This is a genomic window from Pseudomonas sp. ACN8 (assembly GCF_002303925.1).
Classification (GTDB): domain Bacteria; phylum Pseudomonadota; class Gammaproteobacteria; order Pseudomonadales; family Pseudomonadaceae; genus Aquipseudomonas.
The window spans coordinates 68872-92404 of record NZ_MRCS01000019.1; the positions used below are offsets into that span (position 1 = coordinate 68872).

A 23533-nucleotide genomic window follows, 5' to 3' on the forward strand; every position below is an offset into this window, starting at 1 on the left:
CGTTTCCTCGAAGGCAATCAATGTGTGGGCGCTGGGCGCGAGGCCTGCCAGGCGGCGATCAGCAGTCCGAGCAGAATGAACCCGCCGGGGACCAATGTGGCCAGGCGCAGGCCACCATCAGCCGCCAGCACCCAGCCTTGCCAGTCAGTTTGTGTTGCGTCGAACAGCCACGATAGATGGTTTCCAAGTGTTCCGTTGCCGATGAGTTCGCGCAGCAGGCCCAGCGCGATCATTAGCGCGGCAAACAGGCCGTTGAGTCGCAGACGTTGACGCCAATCGTTCTGAAAGAACCCGGTGTGTTCCAGTACGACGCATTGCAAGGCGATCAAGGCGCTGTAAAACCCCAGATGCTGCTGCCATTGCAGCGACCAGGCTTGTGCCATGAGTTCCGCGCAACTGGTGAGCGTGGCCGCCAACAGGATGCTGGCCAGCAAGCGGGTCGCCGGGACCAGTCGGGATCGCAGGGCGCCCATGGCCAGACTGAACAGCTGAGTCACCACCATGAACATCAGGCACAGACCAACCGCGGCCATCAGCGAGTGAGTGGCGCCGATCAGTGGCGTCAGCATCAAGGCGTTGCGCAGAGTCGATGAATTATCCATGGGCAGGGATTCCAAGCAGATGTTGCCGGTGTTCATCGAAGTAGCGCAAGGCGTCGTGGACGGCATTGATCACCGCTCTTGAGGTGATGGTTGCGCCTGCGATCTGATCGAATTGCCCCTGATCCTTTTTCAGCGCCCAGCCGCTGTCACCGGGTTCTGTTCGAGACTTGCCGGAAAAAACCTGGAGCCAGGCATTGGGCCAGTCGGCGATCCGCGCGCCCAGTCCTGGTGTTTCCGACTGTTTGAGGGTTTTGACGCCCAGCAACCTGCCGTTGGCATCGACAGCGATCAACAGCTCGATGGCACCGGCGTAGCCAAGGGTTTGACTGCGCAGCAACACCGCGACGGGTTGATCGCCCCGGGTCGCCAGATAACCACCCAGCAAGGTGCTGTTGGTCAGTGCGGCTGCTTCAATTTTTATCGGGTGTTCGAGTGGTTGATTGTCGTAGCTGTCCGGCGCGATCAGGTCCAGCAGATGACGGCTGTCGATCAGGTGCTGTTCGGCTGCAATGCGTGGAGCGCTGCCGAGTTGCACGAAGTAGGTCATGCCAGGGCCCAGAGCGGCCAAAAGCACCACAAGCGCGAAGCTTGATGTCCGGCTCATGGCGCCTCCGGTTGTTGCCTGGCCGCCACGAACCGCTCCAGCGCCGGCACGCACAGGTTCATCAACAGCACGGCGAAGGCGATGCCGTCCGGGTAGCCACCCCAGGTACGAATCAGATAAGTCAGAAGCCCGACGCCGACGCCGAACAGTAACTTCGCGCGAGGGCTTCTGGCGCCGGACACCGGTTCGGTAATGATGAAGAACGCCCCCAGCATGGTCGCGCCGGTCAGCAAATGAAACAACGGCGAGCCATGGGAGTCGGAGCCCGAACCGTTCCAGCACAGCAGGCTGATGATGAACAGGCTGGCCAGCATGCCGACCGGTGCATGCCAACTGATCACCCTTCGCTGCAGCAGAAACATTCCACCCGCCACAAAGGCCAGGTTCACCCATTCCACTCCCCGACCGCCTAAGTGGCCGAATGCCGGGTTGCCGGCAAACAGTTCATCCATGGTCAGGCTTTTGTTGATCCGCAGACTGTCCAGTGCCGTGGCCTGCACCCACGCATCCGGCGCGTGGCCGACGCCGAACACGTGCTGTAAACCGCTCAGCAGATCCATGCCATGGGGCGATGGCCAAAGGGTCATTGGTTGGGGAAAGGTCACCAGTACCAAGGCAAAACCGAGCATCGCCGGGTTGAAGGGATTCGAAGCGACGCCGCCATACAAGTGCTTGCCGAACACCATCGCAAAAGTGGCAGCACTGAGGGTCAGCCACCATGGGCAGTAAGGCGGCAGCGCCAGAGCCAGCAATGTGGCACTGACCAGCGCGCTACCGTCACTCAAGGTTGGCCCCGGCGGTCGCTGGCGCAAATGCACGACGGCGGCCTCGACGGCCAACGCGGCAGTGGCCGCCAGAACCAGATTGATCAACACGCCCCAGCCATACAGCCAGAACGCCGCCAGAACTCCCGGCAGCGTGGCCAACAGCACCAGTTTCATCGCCTGTTGCAGGCGATCATCCACGGCATCAAGGGCTGGCATGGGCGTCCACCAGGCGTTCGGCTTCACCGAGTGCGCGCTCCAGGGCTTCGATTTGCTCCGCCGGTGCTTCGTTGGCCCGAGCCTTCTTGAGTTCGGCGCGGCGCATGGCCAACTGGATCTTGGCCCGTTTCAGATCGGCATCATTTGACGACACAACTGCGGCCGTCGGCGCCGGGGCAGCTGGGGCGACGCTTTCCAGTTGCGCCAGGTTTTGTTCGGCGGCTTCGAACTGCTGTTGCAGGACGATCAACTGCGATTGCTGTTCAAAGGTCGGCGGATGCCCAAAGGCCTTCAGCGATTTGTGCAACTGCGCCCGACTCATCGCTACATCGATCTTGGCCTTTTTCAGCGCGGCATCGGCATTGGCGGTTTTCTGTGCGCGGACGCGCTCGAGAGCCGCCTGCACCGGGTCGGCTGCCGCCGCCGCAGGTTGCGCGGCTCGTTGCCTTGCCTGGCGCTCGGCGATTTTCTGTTGCTCCTCACGCTGCAAGCGAGCATTGCGTTGTTCGAAGCGGCGCCGTGCATGATCGCGCTTGAGGGTACGGGCCTGCCGCGCCTGCGGTGTGAGGGCCAGGCCCCCGACAACGGGCAGTACCGTGTTCGGCAGCAACGGGCGCATTTCGATACAGTCCACCGGACAGGGTGCCACGCAGAGGTCGCAACCGGTGCACTCATCGATGATCACCGTGTGCATCAGTTTGGCCGCGCCGACGATGGCATCGACCGGGCAGGCCTGAATGCACTTGGTGCAACCAATGCACTCGGCCTCGCGGATGTAGGCGATCTGCGCCGGGGCCGAGCCACGGCTGACATCCAGCTCCAGCACCGGCACCTTCAGCAGTTCGGCCAGGGCATTAATGGTTTCGTTGCCGCCGGGCGGACATTTGTTGATCGGCTCGCCATTGGCGATGCCTTCGGCGTACGGCTTGCACCCGGGGTGGCCGCACTTGCCGCATTGGGTTTGCGGCAAGAGTGCGTCGATGCTTTGAATCAGACTCATGTTTTGATCAGTCCGCTGAATCCGAGAAAGGCCACTGCGATCAGGCCGGCGCCGATCAGGTCGATCGGCAAGCCGCGAAAGGGCAGGGGAACATCGTTGTCGACCGTGCGTTCACGCAAATCGGTGAACAGGCTCAACACCAGCCAGAAGCCCAACCCTGCACCGAGGCTCAGGGCTGTGGCGTGAAAGAAGCCCTTGTCTTGCTGAGCATTGAGCAAGGCCACGCCGAGCACGCCGGCATTGCCCAGCAGCAACGGCCAGAGGCCTTCGAACGGCAGTGTCGAAAACACCCGTGCCAGCAACTTCAGCAGCGGGCTGATCAGCAACACGCTCAAAGGCAGAAATACAAACAGACGCAGCGGCGTCAACTGCAGTGGCACCAGCAGCCATTGATAGAGCGCGTAGCCGAGCATGCCCACGACCAGCATCAGGCAGGTCGTCGCAATGCCCAAGGCATGGACCTGACGGCGCTGACCGGCCAACAGCGGATCGACGGCCAACGGCCAATGCAACACGATGTTGTTGATCAGGGCGGCGCTGATAAGCGTAAGAAGTGCTTCGGTCATGATCGTGCCGGCAAGAACGGTAGTTTTTGTAGGAGCGAGCTCGCGATGGACTCAGGAGCGCCGCGTTCAACCTGTGGGCACGCATTATCGTTGACGACCATCGCGAGCAAGCTCGCTCCTACAGGAGCTTAGGCATTATCCGGCAAGGACGGAGGGTGGGCCAGACATGAAAATCCCACAGCCGCGCCAGGCACGACTGTGGGATCGATTTGCCGCAGACCTTACTTGATGCGCTGGCCCGGTTTGGCGCCGCTGTCAGGGCTGAGCAGGTAGATCTCTTCACCGCCAGGGCCGGCCGCCATCACCATGCCTTCGGAGATGCCGAACTTCATTTTCCGTGGCTTGAGGTTGGCGATCATCATGGTCAGGCGACCATCGAGCTTCGACGGATCCGGGTAAGCGCTCTTGATCCCGGAGAACACGTTGCGCTGCTCGTCACCGATGTCCAGGGTCAGGCGCAGCAGCTTGTCGGCGCCTTCCACGTGTTCGGCCTTGACGATCAGGGCGACACGCAGGTCGACGGCGGCAAAGGTGTCGAACTCGATTTCCGGCGACAACGGATCCTTGGCCAGTTCGCCATTGCCGGCAGGCGCGGCTGCGCCGGTGTCGGTCTGGCTGGCGGTCAGGTCTTCTTTCGAGGCGTCGGTCATGGCTTGCACCTTGACCGGGTCGATCCGGGTCATCAACGGCTTGAACTCGTTCAGTTGGTGGTTGCCGAGCAAGGTCGCGTGGTCGTTCCAGGTCAGCGGCGCGACGTTCAGGAACGCCTCGGCGTCGGCGGCCAGCAGCGGCAGCACTGGCTTGAGGAAGATCACCAGTTGGCGGAACAGATTGACGCCGGTGGCGCAGATGGCCTGGACTTCATCCTGTTTGCCTTCCTGCTTGTTCAGCGACCACGGTGCCTTGTCGGCGATCCAGGCGTTGGCGCGATCGGCCAGGCCCATGATTTCGCGCATGGCGCGGGCGAAGTCGCGAGCTTCATAGGCGTCGGCGATGCTTGGCGCGGCGGCCAGGAAGGCTTCGGTCAGCTCAGGCGCGGCGTTGGTGTCGACCATCACGCCGGCATTGCCCTTGTTGATGAAGCCGGCACAACGGCTGGCGATGTTGACGACCTTGCCCACCAGATCGGAGTTGACCTTCTGCACGAAGTCTTCGAGGTTCAGGTCGAGGTCGTCGACGCCGCGGCCCAGCTTGGCCGCGTAGTAATAGCGCAGGTATTCCGGCGACAGGTGGTCCAGGTAGGTCCGGGCCTTGATGAAGGTGCCGCGGGACTTGGACATCTTCTGGCCGTTGACGGTCAGGTAGCCGTGCACGTTGATCCCGGTCGGCTTGCGGTACCCTGCGCCTTCGAGCATGGCTGGCCAGAACAGGGCGTGGAAGTTGACGATGTCCTTGCCGATGAAGTGGTACAGCTCGGCGGTGGAGTCCTTGCCCCAGAACGCGTCGAAGTCCAGCTCCGGCGTGCGGTTGCACAGGTTCTTGAAGCTGGCCATGTAGCCGATCGGCGCATCCAGCCACACGTAGAAGTATTTGCCCGGCTCGTCGGGGATTTCAAAACCGAAGTACGGCGCATCGCGGGAGATGTCCCACTGTTGCAGGCCGGCATCCAGCCATTCGGCGATCTTGTTGGCCACGGCGTCTTGCAGGGTGCCGCTGCGGGTCCAGGTTTGCAGCATTTGCTGGAAGTCTGGCAGCTTGAAGAAGAAGTGCTGGGAATCCTTGAGCACCGGGGTGGCGCCGGAGATTGCCGACTTCGGATCCTTCAGGTCGGTCGGTGCGTAGGTCGCGCCGCATTTTTCGCAGTTGTCGCCGTACTGGTCTTCGGTGCCGCATTTCGGGCAGGTGCCCTTGATGAAGCGGTCGGCCAGGAACATTTTCTTTTCCGGGTCGAAGTACTGGGTGATCGAGCGCGTGGCGATGTGCCCGGCGTCACGCAGCTTCAGGTAGATCTGGCTCGACAGCTCACGGTTTTCTTCGGCGTGAGTGGAGTGGAAGTTATCGAAGTCCACCAGGAACTCGGCAAAGTCGGCGCTGTGTTCAGCCTGGACGTTGGCGATCAGTTGTTCCGGGGTGATGCCTTCCTTTTCCGCGCGCAGCATGATCGCCGATCCGTGGGCGTCGTCGGCGCAGACATAAATGCATTGATTGCCGCGGTGCTTCTGGAAGCGCACCCACATATCGGTCTGGATGTACTCCAGCATATGGCCAAGGTGGATCGAACCATTGGCATAGGGCAGGGCGCTGGTGACGAGGATCTTGCGTGGCTCGGACATGGGGCTCGGCTACTTGATGAAACGGAGGTCGGCCACTATAAAGCGCCGGCGCATATTTTTCACCCTGTGAGCCTGTTTCATTGGATGAGTAACAGGTGAAGGCTGCGATCTTTTCAACATCCCGCCAAACGTCTGGAACAGGTACGATACCCTCTATCTTTTCCAGTCCTGTTTTCGGAGTTGCCCATGAGCGCCGTCAATCGCGCAGCGGTGGAAGCCGTCCTTCGCCAATACACCGACCCTTACCTGAACCAGGACCCGGTCAGCGCCGGGTGCGTGCGCAACATCGAGATCCAGGGCGAGCGCGTCAGCGTTCAGCTTGAACTGGGTTACGCCGCCGGTCTGTTCAAGAGTGGCTGGGCGCAGATGCTGGAAATGGCCATTCAGGGTCTGGATGGCGTGGCGAGTGCCAAGGTCGAAATCACCAGTGTGATCGCCGCACACAAGGCCCAGGCACAGATTCCGGGCCTGGCGAACGTGAAAAACGTGGTGGCCGTGGCCTCCGGCAAGGGCGGCGTGGGCAAATCCACCACGGCGGCCAACCTGGCCCTGGCCCTGGCCCGCGAAGGCGCCAAGGTCGGGATCCTCGATGCGGACATCTACGGCCCGAGCCAGGGCATCATGTTCGGCATCCCCGAGCGCACCCGCCCCGAGGTCAAGGACCAGAAGTGGTTCGTTCCGCTCAAGTCCCATGGCGTCGAGGTGATGTCCATGGCCTTCCTGACCGATGACAACACGCCGATGGTCTGGCGCGGGCCGATGGTCTCCGGCGCCCTGCTGCAACTGGTGACGCAAACCGCATGGGGTGACCTGGATTACCTGGTCATCGACATGCCACCAGGCACCGGTGACATCCAGTTGACCCTGGCGCAGAAAGTCCCGGTGGCCGGTGCGGTCATCGTGACCACCCCGCAGGACCTGGCATTGCTGGACGCACGCAAGGGCGTGGAAATGTTCCGCAAGGTCAACATTCCGGTGCTGGGCGTGGTGGAAAACATGGCCGTGCACATCTGCTCCAACTGCGGACATGCCGAGCATCTGTTCGGTGAAGGCGGGGGCGTGAAGCTGGCCAACCAATATGGCGTCGAACTGCTGGCTTCGCTGCCGCTGTCGATGGTCATCCGCGAACAGGCCGATGGCGGCAAGCCAACGGTGATCGCCGAGCCTGATAGCCAGATTGCGATGGTTTACCAGGAACTGGCCCGTCACGTTGGCGCGCGGATCGTGTTGCAGGAAGCGTTGACGCCGGCGATGCCGAACATCAGCGTCAGCGACGACTAAATAAACTGAAATACGAATCCCTGTAGGAGCGAGCCTGCTCGCGAAGGTGTATCAGTCGACACCGCGGTGCCTGACACACCATCGCGAGCAGGCTCGCTCCTACAGTTGTTCTTTGTCGCGTCTTAGATCCGCAACCCGCCATCCATCTCCAGGATCCGACCGGTGTAATAGTCGTTCTCGAAGATGTAAGCCGCCGAATGGGCGATTTCCTCAGGCTTGCCCATGCGCTTGAGCGGAATCCCGGCGGTCATCTTCTCCAGCGCCTCAGGCTTCATGCCCAGGGTCATTTCGGTTTCGATGAAACCCGGTGCAATGCCGGCCACGCGAATGCCGTAGCGTGCCAGTTCCTTGGCCCAGGTCACGGTCGCCGCGGCAACACCGGCCTTGGCCGCGGAGTAGTTGGTCTGACCGACGTTGCCGGCGCGGGAAATCGACGAGATATTGATGATCGCGCCGCTGTTGTTCAGCTCGACCATTTTCGCTGCGACTTCGCGAGTGCAAAGGAACACACCAGTCAGGTTTACGTCGATGACGGCCTGCCACTGGGCCAGGCTCATCTTGGTCATTTCGCCATCCTTGACCTTGAGCAACAGGCCGTCGCGCAGGATCCCGGCGTTGTTGATCAAGCCATGGATCGCGCCGAAGTCTTCAGCGACCTGGGCAACCATGTGGGTCACTTGCTCTTCGTTGGCCACGTTGCACAGGTAGGCGCGGGCCTCGACACCCCGGGCCTTGCAGGCCGCGACGGCGTCGTCGAGTTTTTCCTGGTTCAGGTCCACCAGCGCGAGCTTCGCGCCCAGGCCTGCGAAATACTCGGCCATGGAACGGCCTAAGCCCTGGCAACCGCCAGTGATAATGATTACTTTGTCAGTGAGTTGCATTCGCATGCCCCGGTAGCAGGTCTGAGTGGTTTCCTTTAGAGAGCCTCTCGATCTGCGCCTGACCTGGCTTGGCTGCACATGAGAACTGCCCCGATGGCGTGCTGGAACTTTCCACCAGCAGCCCGTCCGTTTTTCTGACGGATTCTATATAAGGAGTCATAAATTGAGCGTAGAAGCGGCTAAGCATGCACGAGAATTGCTTCTCAAGGAATACCGCGGAGTGCTCTCCACGCACTCCAAATCGATGCCCGGCTTTCCGTTTGGCTCCGTGGTTCCGTACTGCCTGGACGAGAAGGGCCGGCCGCTGATCCTGATCAGCCGCATCGCCCAGCACACGCATAATCTGCAAAAAGATCGGAAATGCTCGCTGTTTGTCGGCGAACGTGGCGCCGAAGATGTCCAGGCCGTTGGTCGACTGACTTACCTGGCCGAGGCCCGGCAGCTCGAAGACGAATCTGCCATCGAAGCCGCCTCCGAGCGTTACTACCGCTATTTCCCGGAGTCGCAGGGTTATCACAAGGCCCACGATTTTGATTTCTGGGTGCTTGAGCCTGTACGCCACCGTTACATCGGCGGTTTTGGCGCAATTCATTGGGTCAACGACCTGACCCTGGCCAACCCGTTCGCGGGCAAGGCCGAAGTGAGCATGGTCGAGCACATGAACGCCGATCACGCCAAGGCCATCGCCCATTACGTCGACCTGGCCGGGCTGCCGAAAAACGTGCCGGCACAAATGGTCGGTATCGATACCGAAGGCATGCACCTGCGTATCGGTCAAAGTCTGTACTGGTTGCCGTTTCAAGGGTCTTGTAATACGCCGACACAAGTTCGTGAAGCCTTGGTTTCTCTGGCCCACGCCGATCATTGGCCTCAAAATGAAGTGACCGACGCTTGAATTCACGAAACGGCGACGTCATCTAAGGTGAACTGGCAAGGCATTCTTGCGTTGAGGAACCATTTGATGCGCCCTTTTTTGTTGCTCTTTCTGCTGTTCCCGGTGTTGGAGCTGTTCGTATTCGTCAAGGTGGCAGGGTCCATCGGGTTTTTCCCGGCTCTGCTGCTGATCATTCTCGGCTCGATGTTCGGCGTGTTTGTGCTGCGCATCGCCGGCCTGGCGACGGCCCTGCGTGCCCGTGAAAGCCTGAGCCGCGGCGAACTGCCGGCCCAGACCATGCTCGAAGGCCTGATGCTGGCATTGGCCGGTGGCCTGCTGATTCTTCCCGGTTTCATCAGCGATGTGATCGGCCTGTTCTTGCTGCTGCCGTTCAGTCGTCGCCTGCTGGCCAATAAAATGCGCCAGCGCACCGAAGAGCAGGCGATGCGTCAGCGAGCGTTCGCCGACGACCTCCAGGCCCGTGGTGGCCCGGCGCCTCGCGAGCCGCTGGGCCGTGAGCCCAACGTGATCGAAGGCGAGTTCGAACACCGCGATACCAAGTAATACGCACATCGACACGGCACCTTCGGGTGCCGTGTTCGTTTGCGGGGTATCGACATGAAAATTTTTCGATGCCCGCCCTTGTAATCAGCTTGTGCGCCCTTATGTAACGGTCACCGCAAGGTTTCTGGCGAACACGCCAGACAGACTTCCGCGGTTCGTTGACGAACCGCACCCGGCACCGCCGGACTTTGTTAAACCCGCCGGGACTACACCGGCCGATGAAAACCACAATTAGGAGAGATCGACAATGAAGCTTCGTCCTCTGCATGACCGCGTCGTCATCCGTCGCAGCGAAGAAGAAAAGAAAACCGCTGGCGGTATCGTCCTGCCAGGTTCGGCTGCTGAAAAAGCCAACAGCGGCGAAATCCTCGCTGTAGGTCCAGGCAAAGCACTGGAAAGCGGTGAAGTGCGTGCACTGTCCGTGAAAGTGGGCGACAAGGTTGTGTTCGGTCCTTACTCCGGCAGCAACACTGTGAAAGTCGACGGCGAAGACCTGCTGGTAATGAGCGAGAACGAAATCCTCGCTGTTATCGAAGGCTGATACCCCCGTTCATTTTCCGCTACTACAAAGTATTTAAGGAATATCGATCATGGCTGCTAAAGAAGTTCTGTTTGGCGATTCCGCCCGCAAGAAAATGCTCAAAGGCGTCAACGTCCTGGCTGACGCGGTAAAAGCGACCCTGGGCCCGAAAGGCCGTAACGTGATCATCGAGAAGAGCTTCGGCGCTCCGACCATCACCAAGGACGGCGTTTCCGTCGCCAAAGAAATCGAACTCGAAGACCGTTTCGAAAACATGGGCGCGCAGCTGGTCAAAGACGTTGCCTCCCGTGCCAACGATGACGCTGGTGACGGTACTACCACCGCTACCGTTCTGGCTCAGTCGATTGTCAACGAAGGCCTGAAAGCCGTCGCTGCCGGCATGAACCCGATGGATCTGAAGCGCGGCATCGACAAGGCGACCATCGCCATCGTCAAAGAGCTGAAAAACCTGTCCAAGCCATGCGCTGACACCAAGGCAATCGCTCAGGTTGGTACCATTTCGGCCAACTCCGACAACTCCATCGGCGACATCATTGCCGAAGCCATGGAAAAAGTCGGTAAAGAAGGCGTGATCACCGTTGAAGAAGGCACTGGCCTGGAAAACGAACTGTCGGTTGTAGAAGGCATGCAGTTCGACCGTGGCTACCTGTCCCCGTACTTCGTCAACAAGCCGGAAACCATGGTTGCCGAGCTGGACAACCCGCTGGTGCTGCTGGTCGACAAAAAGATCTCGAACATCCGCGAAATGCTGCCAGTTCTGGAAGCCGTTGCCAAAGCCGGCCGTCCACTGCTGATCGTTTCCGAAGACGTTGAAGGCGAAGCCCTGGCGACTCTGGTTGTGAACAACATGCGTGGCATCGTTAAAGTCGCAGCCGTCAAGGCTCCAGGCTTTGGCGACCGTCGCAAGGCCATGCTGCAGGACATCGCCGTTCTGACCGGCGGTACCGTTATCTCCGAAGAGATCGGCCTGAGCCTGGAAGCAGCCACCCTGGAAAACCTGGGCAGCGCCAAGCGCGTGACCATCTCCAAGGAAAACACCATCATCGTTGACGGTGCTGGCGTAGCAGGCGACATCGAGTCCCGTATCGCTCAGATCCGTGCTCAGGTTGCCGAAACTTCCTCGGACTACGACCGTGAAAAACTGCAAGAGCGTCTGGCCAAGCTGTCCGGCGGCGTTGCGGTGATCAAGGTTGGCGCTGGCTCCGAAGTAGAAATGAAAGAGAAGAAAGCTCGCGTTGAAGACGCCCTGCACGCAACCCGTGCAGCCGTTGAAGAAGGCGTGGTACCTGGCGGTGGCGTTGCGCTGATCCGCGCTCTGCAAACCCTGAACGATCTGAAAGGCGACAACGCTGATCAGGACGTGGGTATCGCTGTTCTGCGCCGTGCCGTTGAAGCACCGCTGCGTCAGATCGCTGCCAACAGCGGTGACGAGCCAAGCGTTGTGGTCAACGAAGTCAAGAACGGCAAAGGCAACTTCGGTTACAACGCTGCGACTGGCGAATACGGCGACATGATCGAAATGGGTATCCTGGACCCAACCAAGGTCACCCGTTCCGCGCTGCAAGCTGCATCGTCGATCGGCGGTCTGATCCTGACCACCGAAGCTGCTGTTGCTGACGCACCGAAGAAAGAAGGTGCATCTGGCGGCGGTATGCCAGACATGGGCGGTATGGGCGGCATGGGCGGCATGATGTAAGCCAGCCTTACCCCCTGTACGAAAAAACCCCGCCTGCGAAAGCAGGCGGGGTTTTTTATTGCCCGGACTTTGAAGCCTGTATCAGTTCATTGTGGGAGCGAGCCTGCTCGCGAAAGCCATGTATCAGTCAACATCATCATTGAATGTTGAACTGCTTCGCGAGCAGGCTCGCTCCCACATTTGATCTGCATATCAGACGGCTACAGGTACTGCACTGGCCCCGCGTTCAGCCCTCAAGGCCGGTCGATACAGAACGAAGTAATACGACCCCAGACAAATCAGCCAGCAGAACACCGCCGTCCACACGTTGTGCGAGAAGAAATGCGCGCCCTGCATCATCCGGCCGATGGAGAACACCGAGCCGAGGGCAAAGGCGAAGACAAACGCTGCGCGAGCCATGCGCGGGCGACGGTCACGCAGTACGAAAAACAGCGCAAACAGGGTGAAACCGGTGGCCGCATGGCCGCCGGGCCAGCAACGCCCCGGTTTTTCGGTGGGCGGGCGAGGGCTCAGCAGTTCGCTGTAGGTCTCGTGACCGCCGAATTGCTCGAGGCTCCATGGGCATTGCACCGCGGTCACCGCTTTCATGGGCGTGACAAAGGAAGTTGCCAGCCCGAGGGACAGCACCAGGCAACCCAATTCCCGTTTGAGCGGTTTGAGCCTGGTCGAGAAGAACGAAGCAATGAAGCCGAGGATGGCAAACACCGAGAAGGCGATCACCACTTGCTTGGCGCGATCGTGCAGGATGTCCTCGAGGAAGTAACTGTGGCGACCGATGAATTCCCCGGCGACCGGGTCGTAAAACAGCTTGGCCAGGTCCATGTCCAGACTGGTCAATTCGAGCAATACCAGAATGATCGCAGCTACGGCGGGAACCCCAAGGCACACCCAGAAGTTGAGCGGACGAGGGGCAGGGCGGGCAAGGGTCGAAACCATGCTAGTTCCTTGATCAGTGAAATGTTCTCAAATGCGCAGCCGCGCAGAGTCTGGACCCGAATCTGTCGCTTGTGTGTGAATCCCGGGTGAAAAACTTGTTAAGGCTGCAATCGGTCAATTTCCACGCTTTTGCACTTTACTCAGCCCTAGCCGTGCGCTGAACTTCGCCTTAAGCTGCGCGGGCCACGACGGCCGTTACTGTGGACGGAGAGATACCCATGCGAATTCTATTGGTTGAAGACAACCGCGATATCCTGGCCAACCTGGCCGATTACCTGGGGCTCAAAGGCTATACCGTGGATTGCGCGCAGGATGGTTTGTCGGGCCTGCATCTGGCGGCCACCGAGCACTACGATTTGATCGTGCTCGATATCATGTTGCCCGGCATCGATGGCTACACCCTGTGCAAGCGCCTGCGCGAGGATGCTCGCCGCGAAACGCCGGTGATCATGCTCACGGCCCGCGATCAGCTGGATGATCGTCTGCAAGGCTTCAAGTCCGGCGCCGATGACTACCTGATCAAACCGTTCGCCCTGTCGGAACTGGCAGCGCGTATCGAAGCGGTCATGCGCCGTACCCAAGGCGGTGGGCGGCGGACCTTGCAGGTCGGCGACCTGAGCTACGACCTCGACACCCTGGAAGTCACTCGCGAAGGCCGCTTGCTGAAACTCAACCCGGTCGGCCTGAAGTTGCTGGCGGTGTTGATGCAGAAAAGCCCTCATGTGCTGCGCCGTGAAATTCTTGAAGAAGCGCTCTGGGGCGACGACTGCCCGGACAGCGACAGCCTGCGCAGTCATGTCCACCAACTTCGCCAGGTGATCGACAAGCCGTTCGCCAAGCCATTGCTGCAAACCGTGCACGGTGTGGGGTATCGCCTGGCCGAGGGCCGTGATGGAGTTTAAGCAGAGCCTTGCTCAACGCATCATCATTGCCTTTGCGCTGATGAGCGCACTGGTGGCGGGCGCTTTTGCCATGGGCATCGTGGCGACCGTGCACCTGGTGGAGGAAAAGCTGATTTCCGCCGGCCTGGGCGGCGATTTGCAGCGCCTGCTGCTGATGGACAATGTCACGGACTGGAGCCACCGCCCCGAACCGGATCAATTGTTCTACTTCAGCAATGGGCCAGGCGATTTCAGGTTGCCCAAGGACTTGCGGCACCTGGAGCCGGGTTTCCACGAAGTGTTCCGTGAAAACCTGTCGTACCACGCCATGGTCGAAATCGTCGACGGCCGACGTTACGTGCTGTTGCAGGACCAGAGCGACTTCGAAGAGCGTGAACGGGTGCTGTTTGCCGTGGTGCTGGTGGGTTTCGTACTGAGCCTGGCACTGGCGGTGTTTCTTGGCTGGGTCCTGGCACGCAGGGTCATGGCGCCGGTGGTTCGGCTGGCCCGTCAGGTACGCCATCGTGATCAACTGCTGGGTTTGGCTCCCCCCTTGGCGCCGGATTATGCCGCCGACGAAGTGGGCGAACTGGCCGTGGCCTTCGACGCCACCCTCGGGCGTTTGCGTCAGGCCCTGAGCCGTGAGCGATTGTTCACCAGCGACGTCAGCCACGAATTGCGCACGCCCCTGATGATCCTGGCCAGTTCCTGCGAGTTGTTGCTGGAAAACCCTGGTCTGGATCAGCGTGGTCGCGCCCAGGTCGAGCGCATCGCCAGGGCCTGTGAAGAAATGCGTGAACTGGTGCAAACCTTCCTGATGCTGGCCCGTACCCAGCGCGACGACGCCAGCATGTCGCCGCAGCAGTCCCTGGGCCAGGTAGCCGAGGGCCTGGTCGGTTTGTGGCGCGAGCCCATTGAAAGCAAAGGGCTGAAGCTGATCTTCGAACCGGGCAACCCCGAGGCCAATAGCTACAATGCGACGCTCCTGCACGCAGTGATGGGTAACTTGCTGCGCAACGCCTTGCACTACACCGAACGGGGCTTCATTCGCCTGAGCCTGTCGGGCACGGGATTTCTGGTCGAAGACAGCGGTGTGGGCATTCCCGAGGAAAAACGCGAGGCGATGTTCGAACCCTTCGTTCGGGGCACTGAAAAACGCGGGGAAGGTCTGGGCCTGGGGCTTTCACTGGTGCAACGGATCTGTGAAAACCAGGGCTGGAGCGTCAGCCTGACTACGATGGAGCCCAGTGGCTGCCGTTTTCAGGTGGAGCTGTCCCGAACTTGATCTATTGAGTCAGGTGTCCAGCAAACCCTGTCAATTCTGAAAAACCCTGTAATACTTCCGGGTTCCCCTAACGATATTTTCACAAATGGATGACCAGTCGCCGACACTTCAAAATCTAAGGTAGCTGCTATCAGAAGTTCAGGAGACCTGATGATGGACGGCCCGATCAAGCTCGATTTTTCGGAAAAATACGACGATCAACACGCGAAACGCTATTTGCGCAAACACCAGGAAGGTCTCGGCCGTCGATTGTCCCATTGGCGTGACGAGCAACTGGCGCGTAAGGCGCTGGCTCTGGTTGGCGAGCCTGGTCTGGTCCTCGATTTGCCTTGTGGTGCAGGGCGTTTCTGGCCCTTGTTGGCGGAAAAATCCAACCGCGTGATCATCGGTGCCGATAATTCGGAGTCCATGCTGAAGATCGCAACCCAGGCGCAACCTGCCGATGTGGTGAAACGGGTACAACCCTTGCACACATCCGCATTCGACATCGCCTTGCCGGACAACGCCGTCGACAGCATTTTTTGCATGCGCTTGCTCCACCACATCGGTGAAGCCGAGCATCGCATGGTTATTTTGCGTGAGTTCGAGCGGGTTACCCGTGATAGCGTGATCCTTTCGCTGTGGGTCGATGGCAACTTCAAGGCGTGGAAACGCAAGCGTTCGGAGAAAACCCGTGGGCAGGAAGGTTACCAAAACAGGTTTGTGTTACCGGCCGCTACCGTAGAAAAGGAATTTGAGCAGGCGGGTTTCCGCATCCAGGAACAACTGGACTTTTTGCCGCTCTATGCCATGTGGCGAGTTTACGTATTACGCAAGAGGTAACAGGATGGCAGTGCAGTGTGCAGCAGAAACGGAAGTCGTTCCCCAGGACCGCTTCGATTACTTCTGGAGTCAGCGTGGTGAGTGGGTAGAAGAACCCAACGTCCGTCGCGGCGGGGAAAGCGGCGTTCAACGCCTGATGGGCAGTGATGGTCAACTGCTCTACGTCAAGCGCCAGACCGGGCATATCCATCGTAGCTTGCAGCACCCTTTCGGGCGGCCTACGGTAATGCGTGAGCATGCTGCGCTCATAGGCGTGACCGCGCTTGGCGTACGGGTTCCGGAAATCGTTTTCTGTGGCGCACAGCCCGATCCTGTTCACAAGTGGCGTGCCTTGTTGGTCACCAAGTCGCTGGACGGCTACGAGGAAATCGATCGCTGGTACGACGGTGGCGGTCGCGAGCGTCATGGTGCAGCCATAAACGACCGAGTGCTCAATGACCTGGCTGAAAACCTGGCTCGCATGCACAAGGGCCGCTGGCAGCACGGTTGCCTTTACGACAAGCATGTTTTCGTTCGTGTGACCGGTGAGGGCGAGACGGCCAAGGTCGAAGTGGCCCTGATCGATCTGGAGAAGTGCCGAAAGCGTTTGACGGCCTATCGCGCAGCTGTCCATGACTTGAAACAGTTGCGCCGCCACTCGTCGTTCAACGACGCAGACTGGAAAAAGCTCATCTACTTTTATGAGACGGCGTTTGGCAGCGCTATCAAGGGTTTATAGCGATGAAACTCGAAATTGCACGAGGTTTGTTTCTGGTAGGAGCCTTGGCAGTTGCATCGATCGCGATGGCAACCTGGGAGCAACCACGCCCCCAGGTTCTCAGCTCGATAAACGCAGAAGAACATTGTCCGTTGCCACGGGTTGCCAAGGCATCCGTGGCCACTCGACCCGATCATGACTTGTTGCTGTTCATGTTCGGACTTTCTCAGGGATTGAGGCCGCAGAGTTGAAACGATTGAAGCCAAAATGAAAGGCCTCGTTGATGCGAGGCCTTTTTTTTGTCTTTGGAAATCTACCGGAGTGCATAGGGCCTTTGTGGGAGCGAGCCTGCTCGCGAAAGCGATGTATCAGTCAACATCCCTGTTGAATGGTAAGCCATCTTCGCGAGCAGGCTCGCTCCCACAGATTCATCTCCTACAGGTTGTTCTGCGTCAGCGCTTATCGGGTTTAGCCAGCAAGGTGTAGACGCAAGGCAACACAAACAGGGTGAACAACGTCCCGATTGACATGCCCGTCGCGATGACCGTTCCGATGTCGAACCGGCTGACCGCACCAGCACCGCTGGCGATGATCAATGGCACCATGCCGAACACCATCGCCGCGGTGGTCATCAACACCGGACGCAGCCGGATCGCCGCCGCTTCTTCCACCGCTTCCCGTGCGGTCAGGCCCTTGGCCTTGCGTAGCTGGTTGGCGAACTCGACGATCAGAATGCCGTGCTTGCTGATCAGCCCGATCAAGGTCACCAGCCCGACCTGGGTATAGATGTTCATGCTCGACCAGCCCAGGAACAGCGGAATCAATGCGCCGCAGATAGACAGGGGCACGGTGACCAGGATCACCAGCGGGTCGCGGAAGCTTTCGAACTGGGCCGCCAGCACAAGGAAAATGATCGCCAGTGCCAGGGCAAAGGTGACCCACAGGGCACTGCCTTCCTGAACGTACTGCCTCGATGCGCCGGCGTAGTCGAAGGCAAAGCCGGGGGGTGCCTCTTCCCGGGCGATCTGGCGCACGAGGTCGATGGCTTCCCCCATGCTCACCAGTGGCACGCCGGACAGGATGGCCGAATTGAGTTGCTGGAACTGGTTCAGCTGTCTCGGTCGAGCGCGGTCGGTGACGGTGATCAGGGTCGACAACGCCAACAGTTCGCCCTTGGTGTTTTTCACGTAGTAATTGTTCAGCCAGTCCGGATTGTCACGGAACGGCCGCTCGACCTGGGCAATGACCTTGTAACTGCGACCTTCAATGGTGAATCGGTTGATCTCGCCTTCACCCAGCAGGGTCGCCAGGGTTCCCCCCAGATCCTGCATGGAAACCCCCATCTGCGCGGCCTTGGCGCGGTCGATATCCACCACCACCTCCGGCTTGTCGAAGGCCAGGTCAACGTGGACAAAGGCAAACTTGCCGGATTCCTTTGCACGTTTTTTTACCCGGTCGATCACTTGCAGCAGCAATTCGTAATCATTGGCGGAGTTGATGACGAACTGGAACGGCACGCCTTCGCCGGTGCCCGGCAGTGACGGCAGGTTGAAGCCGAAAATCTGCAGCCCCGGGATCTTTTCCAGTTTGGCCTGCACCTCGGGCAGGATCGCCATTTGCGTGCGACTGCGATCGTCCCATGGTTTGAGCAGGAAACCGCCGATGCCCGATTGCACGCCGTTGAAGCCGTTGATCTGGAACGACGAGTAGTACTCGGGAAACGCCTTGAAGATCGAGACGAACTCGTCGGTGTAGGTGTTCAGGTAGTCAAGGTTGGTCGGTTGCGGGGCGTTGGCAATCATGAAAATGATGCCCTGGTCCTCATCCGGCGCCAGTTCCGATTTGGTGAATTTGAGAAGGACCGGAATCAGGCACAACACGATCACGGCGAACACCAGCACCACCGGCCGGGTGTTGAGGGTGCCGTGAAGCAGGCTCTGGTAGCGGCGCTTGAGGCGTTCGAAAATCATGTCCAGGCGATGGGCCAGGCCACTGGGGTTCTCGTCGTGACGCAGCAGAAACGCACACATCATCGGCGACAGGGTCAGGGCGACGATACCGGAAATCACCACCGCGCCGGCCAGGGTCAGGGCGAACTCCTTGAATAACGCCCCGGTCAGGCCGGTCAGGAAACCGATCGGGGCGTACACCGCCGCCAGGGTGATGGTCATCGAGACCACCGGCATGGCGATTTCCCGGGCGCCTTCAATGGCGGCTTCGAGCGGTGTCTTGCCTTCCTCGATGTGACGGTGAATGTTTTCCACCACCACGATGGCGTCGTCCACTACCAGGCCAATGGCCAATACCATCGCCAGCAGGGTGAGCAGGTTGATCGAGTACCCCATCATCTGCATGAAGAACATCACGCCGATCATCGACAGCGGGATGGTCACCACCGGGATCACCACCGAGCGCAGGGCACCAAGGAACAGGAACACCACCACGATCACGATCAGCACCGCTTCGAACAGGGTTTTCACCACTTCGTCGATCGAGGCCTGGATGAACAGGGTGGCGTCGTAGGCGATTTCACCTTTCAGGTTCGGCGGTAGCTGGGCCTCAAGGTCCGGCATGATCTTGCGCACTTCCTTGATCACTTCCAGCGGGTTGGCACCGGGAGTCCCCTTGATGCCGATGTACACCGAAGGGGTGCCACCGAACGAGCTGATGGTGTCGTAGTTTTCCGCACCCATTTCCACGCGCGCCACATCCCGCAGCAGCACCCGGCTGTCGCCATCGACCTTGAGCGGAATTGCCCCGAAGGCTTCGGCGGACTTGAGTTCGGTATTGGCGTTGATGCTGGTGACCACGTATTCGCCTTTCACCTCGCCGGCAGCCGAGAGGAAGTTGTACTGGCGCACCGCGTTGGTCACATCACTGGCACTGAGGCCGAAACCCGCCAGCTTCATCGGGTCCAGCCACAGGCGCATGGCAAAGACCTGGTTGCCGAGGATCTCGGCTTCGGCCATGCCGGGCAAGGTCGCCAGTTTCGGCTGGATCACTCGCGACAGGTAATCGGTAATCTGCGGGTTGCTCAATTCCTTGCTGAAGAAGCTCATGTACATCAGCACTGACGCATCGGCAGATTCTTTGCTCAGCACCGGGTCTTCAGCGTCCTGGGGCAGCTGGCTCTTGACCTCGTTGGCCTTGGCCAGCAGTTCGGTAAACAGACGGTCGCTGTTGGCGCCGATGCGCGCGTAGATCGAGATCACCGAGAAGTTCTGGCGACTGACCGAGGTCATGTAGTCGATGCCCTCGGCGCTGGCCAGGCTTTGCTGCATCGGTTGGGTGATATAGCCCTGGATGGTTTCGGCGTTGGCCCCGGGGTAGGCGGTGGTCACCGTGATCAGGGCGTTTTCCATTTGCGGGTACTGGCGCAGCGGCAACTTGCCCCAGGCCTGGAAACCCAACAGCACAATCAGCAGGCTGACCACTGTTGCAAGAACCGGGCGACGGATGAACGGATCGGTAAAAGCCATGGGGATTCCTTGATCAGTTCGCGCGTGGCGGGCTGTTCTGCCCGGCCAGGGTCTTGTCGTCGCTGATGGCAACGCGTGAGCCGTTATCCAGTTTGAGCTGGCCGGCGGTCACCACTTTTTCGCCGCTCTGCACGCCTTTGGTGATCATCACTTGCCCGTCGCGGCGTTCGCCGGTCTCGACAAAACGCCGTTCGGCGATCAGCACCGGTTGGCCCTTGTCGTCCTTTACCAGGCTGCCATCCTCGGCCTTCCTGGGTACGGCCACATACACCGAGTTGCCGTAGAGCGTGTAGGTAATCGCGCTTTCCGGCACCACGATGCGCGGCTGCGGGTCGGGCAGGAGCACCTGGAGGCTGGCGAACATGCCTGGCATCAACTTGCCATCGGGGTTGGCCAGGGTGGCGCGGACCTGCACGTTACGGGTGCTGTTCTCGACCTTGGGGTTGATTGCACTGATGGTGCCGGGGTACTCCTGGGTCGGATACGCCGCGACAATGACCTGCACTGGCTGGCCGAGCGCAATCTTCGGCACCGACTGCTCAGGCACGAAAAAGTCGACATACAGGCTACTGAGGTCTTGCAGGGTGGCGATCATGGTGCCGCTGGCCACATAGTCGCCGACGTCCACCTGACGAATGCCGATGGTGCCGCTGAACGGCGCGATGATGCGTTTTTTCTCGAGCGCGGCCTTGAGCTGATTGACCGTGGCCCTGCTCTTTTTCAGGACCGCCGAGAGTCGGTCGAATTCGCCTTTGGAAATCGCCTGGCTGCCCACCAGCTGGCTGCCACGGTTGTAGTCCAGCTGGGCCAGCCCGAGGTCGGCCAGGGCGGTTTCGAGCAAGGCGCTTTCCACGGCGCTGTCGAGCCGGACGATGGGCTGACCGGCCTTGACCTTCTGCCCTGACTCGAACTGGACATCGATGACGGTGCCATCGGTCTCCAGGCTCAGGTCCACGCCCTGCAATGCCTTGAGCGTACCAACAGTAGGCAGGCGGACTTGCCATGGGCGTTCGGTGGCGGTGGCCACGGCAACGCTGATGGCCGGCCTGGGCGCAGAGAAGCCTTGAACCATCGTGTAGATCGAGAAGGCTTTGTACGCAGCCAGGACCAGCACAATCAGTAGAACAACACCCAACATGATCAGCATGCGGCGACGCAGCATATCCAGTTCCTTGGAGAAAATCAGGTGAGACAGTGGGGCACACTACCGGGAGTGTAGAGGGTAATCCAACTGCCGTTTTTACAGGTTGTGAGGTATTAGAGGGGTGAAAGCCTGAAAAGATTCGCCGCCTCGGGTCGCGTCTGCGGGGTGTATGTCATCCCGATACTGGCGCGGCCGAGGGCGGCGATCTTTTAATGATTCAGGCCATCAGATGCAGATGGTTGTCCCAGAGCCCTGCGGGTAGCTCCAGTGGTTTTGCGACCAGGTTTGTCTGGCGGCAGTCGTAGTAGCGGCAGCGCCCCTGGCCCGAGGTCACGACAAAACCATCGGCCACGGCGCCGACCCCGGCGCAATCGGGCAGTGGCGCGTCCAGGCGTACCTCGCCGCTGTCCAGGTCCCAGATGAAAAAGCGGTTGCCCCGCGGCGCAGTCAATGCCACCAGGCGCAAGTCGCTGTGTACCGCGACGCTGGCGGTGTAGTGTCCCATGGCCTGCAACTGATGCTCGGGTACCGGGAACGCGACGAAGGGCTGGCCGGGCCGCTTGATCGCCAACAGCTCCGACGACTCGTGGGCCGCGCCCATGAACTGCTGGCTGGCGACGATGGTACCGTCGCTGGCGATGGCCAGATGGCGCACGCTGTTCATCTGCTGGGCGAGGGTTTCCTTGCTCAGCAGGGTGCCGTCGCGGTGCATCAGGACCAGGCTCGGTTCCATGGCGTTGAGGTTCATCTCCACCCGGCTTTCGGCCTCGGTGCGAATTCCGCCGTTGGCCACCACCAGGGTTTCGCCATCGGGCATCCACGACACCTGGTGCGGACCGAGGCCGTGGGTGGAAATCTCGCCGCTGTGCACCAGCCGTTCGCCTTCGAATCTGTACACGCCGAGCAGGCCGCGACCCGGATCGGTGGTGTCGTTTTCGGTGGCGTACAGCCAGTCGCCGCTGTGGTGAATGACCGCGTGCCCGTAGAAGTGCCGGTTCGGCTGCGACGCCACGGTTTGCAGGAGCGTGCCGTCGCGCAGATCGATCAGGTAGCTCTCGGTGCCCGGACGGCGAGCGACGAACAGCGCAATCGGCAGTGTCGGGTGGTTGACGATGTCGTGACAACGCTGGCCGACCCGGGTGGCGAACACCTGGGTACCATCCAGACGATAACCGACGGCGTAATGCTGGCCGTCGGTGTCGTCCCGTGCCGAAAGCAACAACGGACTCTTGTCTTTTTGCCTGAACAGCTTCCAGCCGCCCAGCGTCACTGCACCCAGCAGCAAACTACCTAATGTCAGAACCTGGCGTCGCAGCATGGAACCGGCCCTCATCAGTCACCGTCGTTGGCGTTGAAGCCCAGTTGGATGCCCAGTGCCTTGGCCAGATCGGCCTCGTGCAGGCGATGGACAACGTTGAGGCTGTCATACAGCTCGTTGAGTTGCTGGCGGCCGGCTTCGTCATTGAGCATGTCGGTCAGCGAACGCTGGTTGCCGGCAAACAGTTTCAACGAGGCGGCATAGGCCGCATCGATCTTGTCGGCCAACGGCTTCTGCTCGCTCGGCAACAGGCCGCGCAGGCCTTTGTTGTCCACGCCTTCCCAGACCGTTTTGGCGGCCGCGAGGCTGGCTTCGAGGCTGGTCAGGGATGCCTGGCTGCGCCATGCATCGGCCTGGAATGGTTGCGGCACGCCCTTGCTCTGGCGGCCCATCGGCGTGCCGAGTTTTTTCTTCAGGGTGTCGATGGCCGTGACTTGTACGCGCAGCAGATCGGCGATCGCTTCGTGGGAGTCCGCATAACGCTGGTTCGGGAATTTGCTCATTTGCGCGAGCATGCCGTCGGTGTTGTTCCAGGTTTGCAGAATATCTTCAGCCAATTGCTTCTGGCGTTCGCCGATGGCGATCAGCAGCGGGCAATATTTGCTCTTCTGCTCAGCGTTGGCCACGTCAGGCTTGCTGTCGAACAGAATGTATTCGTAGGCCGAGAGCCCCTGTACCACAACGCTGGACTTGGCCAGGGCGGCGGCATCGATTTGCGGCTGGGCGGTGACCAGTTGCTCGACCTGACGGCCGACCAGGTTTTTCTTGTCCGGCCAGAACTGCACTTGCCACGAACGGTTGCCTTCGGCCAATGGCCCGATCAGCAGCGGTTGCAATTCGGCCCAGGCTTTTTGCGCATGCAGGAAGTCGGCACGGGCGGTTTCCAGGGTTTCCTTGCCTTCGCAGTAGGCGAGGGCGCTGACCGCCAATTGACGGTCGGCTTCAACCCAACGGGTGTAGGTCGGCAGGATCACCGACTTGGCGATGGCCGCCGACGTGACCGCTTGCGGGTCCTGGGGCGAGCAGGCGCCCAGAGCGAGGGCGGCAAGGCTGGTGAACAACAGTTTGGGACGGAACATGTCGGGCTCCCGCGAGTGGAATGCGTG

General features: G+C 60.1%; 22 protein-coding genes. 10 read left to right on the top strand and 12 right to left on the bottom strand.

From position 1 onward, the window contains the following. Positions 1-17: 17 nt before the first annotated feature. The 6 genes from BSF44_RS12940 to metG all read right to left on the bottom strand — a co-directional run bounded on the left by BSF44_RS12940 (position 18) and on the right by metG (position 6028). The gene (locus tag BSF44_RS12940; RefSeq protein WP_095943835.1) at positions 18-602 is read right to left on the bottom strand and encodes an Rnf-Nqr domain containing protein; all 585 of its coding nucleotides are present in this window, start codon (positions 600-602) and stop codon (positions 18-20) included. Continuing rightward, positions 595-1206 (bottom strand): RnfABCDGE type electron transport complex subunit G, encoded by a 612-nt coding sequence (locus BSF44_RS12945; RefSeq protein ID WP_095943836.1) that lies wholly within the window; start codon positions 1204-1206, stop codon positions 595-597. Before BSF44_RS12945 ends, BSF44_RS12940 begins: the two co-directional genes overlap by 8 nt. Then, positions 1203-2189, bottom strand: coding sequence for an RnfABCDGE type electron transport complex subunit D (locus tag BSF44_RS12950; protein WP_095943837.1), 987 nt, complete (start codon positions 2187-2189; stop codon positions 1203-1205). The genes BSF44_RS12945 and BSF44_RS12950 overlap by 4 nt, the downstream gene beginning before the upstream one ends. Further along, positions 2176-3189, bottom strand: a complete 1014-nt coding sequence (gene rsxB, locus BSF44_RS12955; RefSeq protein ID WP_095943838.1) for an electron transport complex subunit RsxB — start codon at positions 3187-3189, stop codon at positions 2176-2178. Before rsxB ends, BSF44_RS12950 begins: the two co-directional genes overlap by 14 nt. Further along, complete coding sequence (locus BSF44_RS12960; RefSeq protein ID WP_095943839.1) at positions 3186-3755, bottom strand: electron transport complex protein RnfA; 570 nt, start codon at positions 3753-3755, stop codon at positions 3186-3188. The genes rsxB and BSF44_RS12960 overlap by 4 nt, the downstream gene beginning before the upstream one ends. Before the next feature lie 221 nt (positions 3756-3976). Next, positions 3977-6028: a methionine--tRNA ligase gene (gene metG, locus BSF44_RS12965; RefSeq protein WP_095943840.1), complete on the bottom strand. Its 2052-nt coding sequence runs from the start codon at positions 6026-6028 to the stop codon at positions 3977-3979. 186 nt (positions 6029-6214) lie between these two features. Between metG and apbC the strand changes: the two genes are divergently transcribed. Beyond that, complete coding sequence (gene apbC / locus BSF44_RS12970) at positions 6215-7309, top strand: iron-sulfur cluster carrier protein ApbC (protein ID WP_095943841.1); 1095 nt, start codon at positions 6215-6217, stop codon at positions 7307-7309. A 122-nt stretch (positions 7310-7431) separates the two neighbouring features. Here apbC and BSF44_RS12975 read toward each other — a convergent pair whose 3' ends face one another. Then, positions 7432-8190 (bottom strand): SDR family oxidoreductase, encoded by a 759-nt coding sequence (locus BSF44_RS12975; protein ID WP_095943842.1) that lies wholly within the window; start codon positions 8188-8190, stop codon positions 7432-7434. 163 nt (positions 8191-8353) lie between these two features. Between BSF44_RS12975 and BSF44_RS12980 the strand changes: the two genes are divergently transcribed. The 4 genes from BSF44_RS12980 to groL all read left to right on the top strand — a co-directional run bounded on the left by BSF44_RS12980 (position 8354) and on the right by groL (position 11865). Further along, positions 8354-9085: a HugZ family protein gene (locus BSF44_RS12980; RefSeq protein ID WP_095943843.1), complete on the top strand. Its 732-nt coding sequence runs from the start codon at positions 8354-8356 to the stop codon at positions 9083-9085. Between the two features lie 66 nt (positions 9086-9151). After that, positions 9152-9628: an FxsA family protein gene (locus BSF44_RS12985; RefSeq protein ID WP_095943844.1), complete on the top strand. Its 477-nt coding sequence runs from the start codon at positions 9152-9154 to the stop codon at positions 9626-9628. A gap of 247 nt (positions 9629-9875) precedes the next feature. After that, the gene (locus BSF44_RS12990) at positions 9876-10169 is read left to right on the top strand and encodes a co-chaperone GroES (RefSeq protein WP_095057064.1); all 294 of its coding nucleotides are present in this window, start codon (positions 9876-9878) and stop codon (positions 10167-10169) included. A gap of 49 nt (positions 10170-10218) precedes the next feature. After that, positions 10219-11865: a chaperonin GroEL gene (gene groL, locus BSF44_RS12995; RefSeq protein WP_095943845.1), complete on the top strand. Its 1647-nt coding sequence runs from the start codon at positions 10219-10221 to the stop codon at positions 11863-11865. 192 nt (positions 11866-12057) lie between these two features. Here the strand turns inward: groL and BSF44_RS13000 are convergent, their stop codons facing one another. Continuing rightward, positions 12058-12801, bottom strand: a complete 744-nt coding sequence (locus BSF44_RS13000; RefSeq protein ID WP_095943846.1) for a phosphatase PAP2 family protein — start codon at positions 12799-12801, stop codon at positions 12058-12060. A gap of 218 nt (positions 12802-13019) precedes the next feature. On the opposite strand from BSF44_RS13000, the gene colR reads away from it, so the two are divergent. The 5 genes from colR to BSF44_RS13025 all read left to right on the top strand — a co-directional run bounded on the left by colR (position 13020) and on the right by BSF44_RS13025 (position 16737). Continuing rightward, a complete protein-coding gene (gene colR / locus BSF44_RS13005; RefSeq protein ID WP_007985839.1) occupies positions 13020-13703 on the top strand; it encodes a two-component system response regulator ColR in 684 nt (227 codons plus the stop codon). Then, positions 13693-14967 (top strand): HAMP domain-containing sensor histidine kinase, encoded by a 1275-nt coding sequence (locus tag BSF44_RS13010; RefSeq protein WP_095943847.1) that lies wholly within the window; start codon positions 13693-13695, stop codon positions 14965-14967. Before colR ends, BSF44_RS13010 begins: the two co-directional genes overlap by 11 nt. A gap of 153 nt (positions 14968-15120) precedes the next feature. After that, positions 15121-15789: a class I SAM-dependent methyltransferase gene (locus tag BSF44_RS13015; RefSeq protein ID WP_095943867.1), complete on the top strand. Its 669-nt coding sequence runs from the start codon at positions 15121-15123 to the stop codon at positions 15787-15789. A gap of 4 nt (positions 15790-15793) precedes the next feature. After that, positions 15794-16507 carry a lipopolysaccharide kinase InaA family protein gene (locus BSF44_RS13020; protein WP_095943848.1) on the top strand — a complete coding sequence of 238 codons (714 nt, stop codon included), beginning with the start codon at positions 15794-15796 and terminating at the stop codon, positions 16505-16507. 2 nt (positions 16508-16509) lie between these two features. Continuing rightward, positions 16510-16737: a hypothetical protein gene (locus BSF44_RS13025; protein WP_080925402.1), complete on the top strand. Its 228-nt coding sequence runs from the start codon at positions 16510-16512 to the stop codon at positions 16735-16737. Between the two features lie 201 nt (positions 16738-16938). Here BSF44_RS13025 and BSF44_RS13030 read toward each other — a convergent pair whose 3' ends face one another. The 4 genes from BSF44_RS13030 to BSF44_RS13045 all read right to left on the bottom strand — a co-directional run bounded on the left by BSF44_RS13030 (position 16939) and on the right by BSF44_RS13045 (position 23506). Continuing rightward, entirely contained in the window at positions 16939-19965 is a 3027-nt protein-coding gene (locus tag BSF44_RS13030; RefSeq protein WP_095943849.1) for a multidrug efflux RND transporter permease subunit, read from the bottom strand. Positions 19966-19978: 13 nt separating this feature from the next. Beyond that, complete coding sequence (locus BSF44_RS13035; protein ID WP_095943850.1) at positions 19979-21127, bottom strand: efflux RND transporter periplasmic adaptor subunit; 1149 nt, start codon at positions 21125-21127, stop codon at positions 19979-19981. 199 nt (positions 21128-21326) lie between these two features. Further along, complete coding sequence (locus BSF44_RS13040; protein ID WP_095943851.1) at positions 21327-22427, bottom strand: DUF1513 domain-containing protein; 1101 nt, start codon at positions 22425-22427, stop codon at positions 21327-21329. A gap of 14 nt (positions 22428-22441) precedes the next feature. Continuing rightward, on the bottom strand, positions 22442-23506 hold the full coding sequence (locus tag BSF44_RS13045) for an imelysin family protein (protein WP_095943852.1): 1065 nt from the start codon (positions 23504-23506) through the stop codon (positions 22442-22444). Between the last annotated feature and the right edge of the window lie 27 nt (positions 23507-23533).

Coding starts and splice junctions, on each gene's coding strand:
- BSF44_RS13025 (WP_080925402.1), top strand. CDS start 16,510: ATGAAACTCGAAATTGCACGAGGTTTGTTTCTGGTAGGAGCCTTGGCA.
- BSF44_RS13030 (WP_095943849.1), bottom strand. CDS start 19,965: ATGGCTTTTACCGATCCGTTCATCCGTCGCCCGGTTCTTGCAACAGTG.
- BSF44_RS13010 (WP_095943847.1), top strand. CDS start 13,693: ATGGAGTTTAAGCAGAGCCTTGCTCAACGCATCATCATTGCCTTTGCG.
- BSF44_RS12940 (WP_095943835.1), bottom strand. CDS start 602: ATGGATAATTCATCGACTCTGCGCAACGCCTTGATGCTGACGCCACTG.
- BSF44_RS12975 (WP_095943842.1), bottom strand. CDS start 8,190: ATGCAACTCACTGACAAAGTAATCATTATCACTGGCGGTTGCCAGGGC.
- BSF44_RS13035 (WP_095943850.1), bottom strand. CDS start 21,127: ATGCTGCGTCGCCGCATGCTGATCATGTTGGGTGTTGTTCTACTGATT.
- groL (WP_095943845.1), top strand. CDS start 10,219: ATGGCTGCTAAAGAAGTTCTGTTTGGCGATTCCGCCCGCAAGAAAATG.
- apbC (WP_095943841.1), top strand. CDS start 6,215: ATGAGCGCCGTCAATCGCGCAGCGGTGGAAGCCGTCCTTCGCCAATAC.
- colR (WP_007985839.1), top strand. CDS start 13,020: ATGCGAATTCTATTGGTTGAAGACAACCGCGATATCCTGGCCAACCTG.
- BSF44_RS12990 (WP_095057064.1), top strand. CDS start 9,876: ATGAAGCTTCGTCCTCTGCATGACCGCGTCGTCATCCGTCGCAGCGAA.
- rsxB (WP_095943838.1), bottom strand. CDS start 3,189: ATGAGTCTGATTCAAAGCATCGACGCACTCTTGCCGCAAACCCAATGC.
- BSF44_RS13020 (WP_095943848.1), top strand. CDS start 15,794: ATGGCAGTGCAGTGTGCAGCAGAAACGGAAGTCGTTCCCCAGGACCGC.
- BSF44_RS12960 (WP_095943839.1), bottom strand. CDS start 3,755: ATGACCGAAGCACTTCTTACGCTTATCAGCGCCGCCCTGATCAACAAC.
- BSF44_RS12985 (WP_095943844.1), top strand. CDS start 9,152: ATGCGCCCTTTTTTGTTGCTCTTTCTGCTGTTCCCGGTGTTGGAGCTG.
- BSF44_RS13045 (WP_095943852.1), bottom strand. CDS start 23,506: ATGTTCCGTCCCAAACTGTTGTTCACCAGCCTTGCCGCCCTCGCTCTG.
- metG (WP_095943840.1), bottom strand. CDS start 6,028: ATGTCCGAGCCACGCAAGATCCTCGTCACCAGCGCCCTGCCCTATGCC.
- BSF44_RS13000 (WP_095943846.1), bottom strand. CDS start 12,801: ATGGTTTCGACCCTTGCCCGCCCTGCCCCTCGTCCGCTCAACTTCTGG.
- BSF44_RS13015 (WP_095943867.1), top strand. CDS start 15,121: ATGGACGGCCCGATCAAGCTCGATTTTTCGGAAAAATACGACGATCAA.
- BSF44_RS12945 (WP_095943836.1), bottom strand. CDS start 1,206: ATGAGCCGGACATCAAGCTTCGCGCTTGTGGTGCTTTTGGCCGCTCTG.
- BSF44_RS12950 (WP_095943837.1), bottom strand. CDS start 2,189: ATGCCAGCCCTTGATGCCGTGGATGATCGCCTGCAACAGGCGATGAAA.
- BSF44_RS13040 (WP_095943851.1), bottom strand. CDS start 22,427: ATGCTGCGACGCCAGGTTCTGACATTAGGTAGTTTGCTGCTGGGTGCA.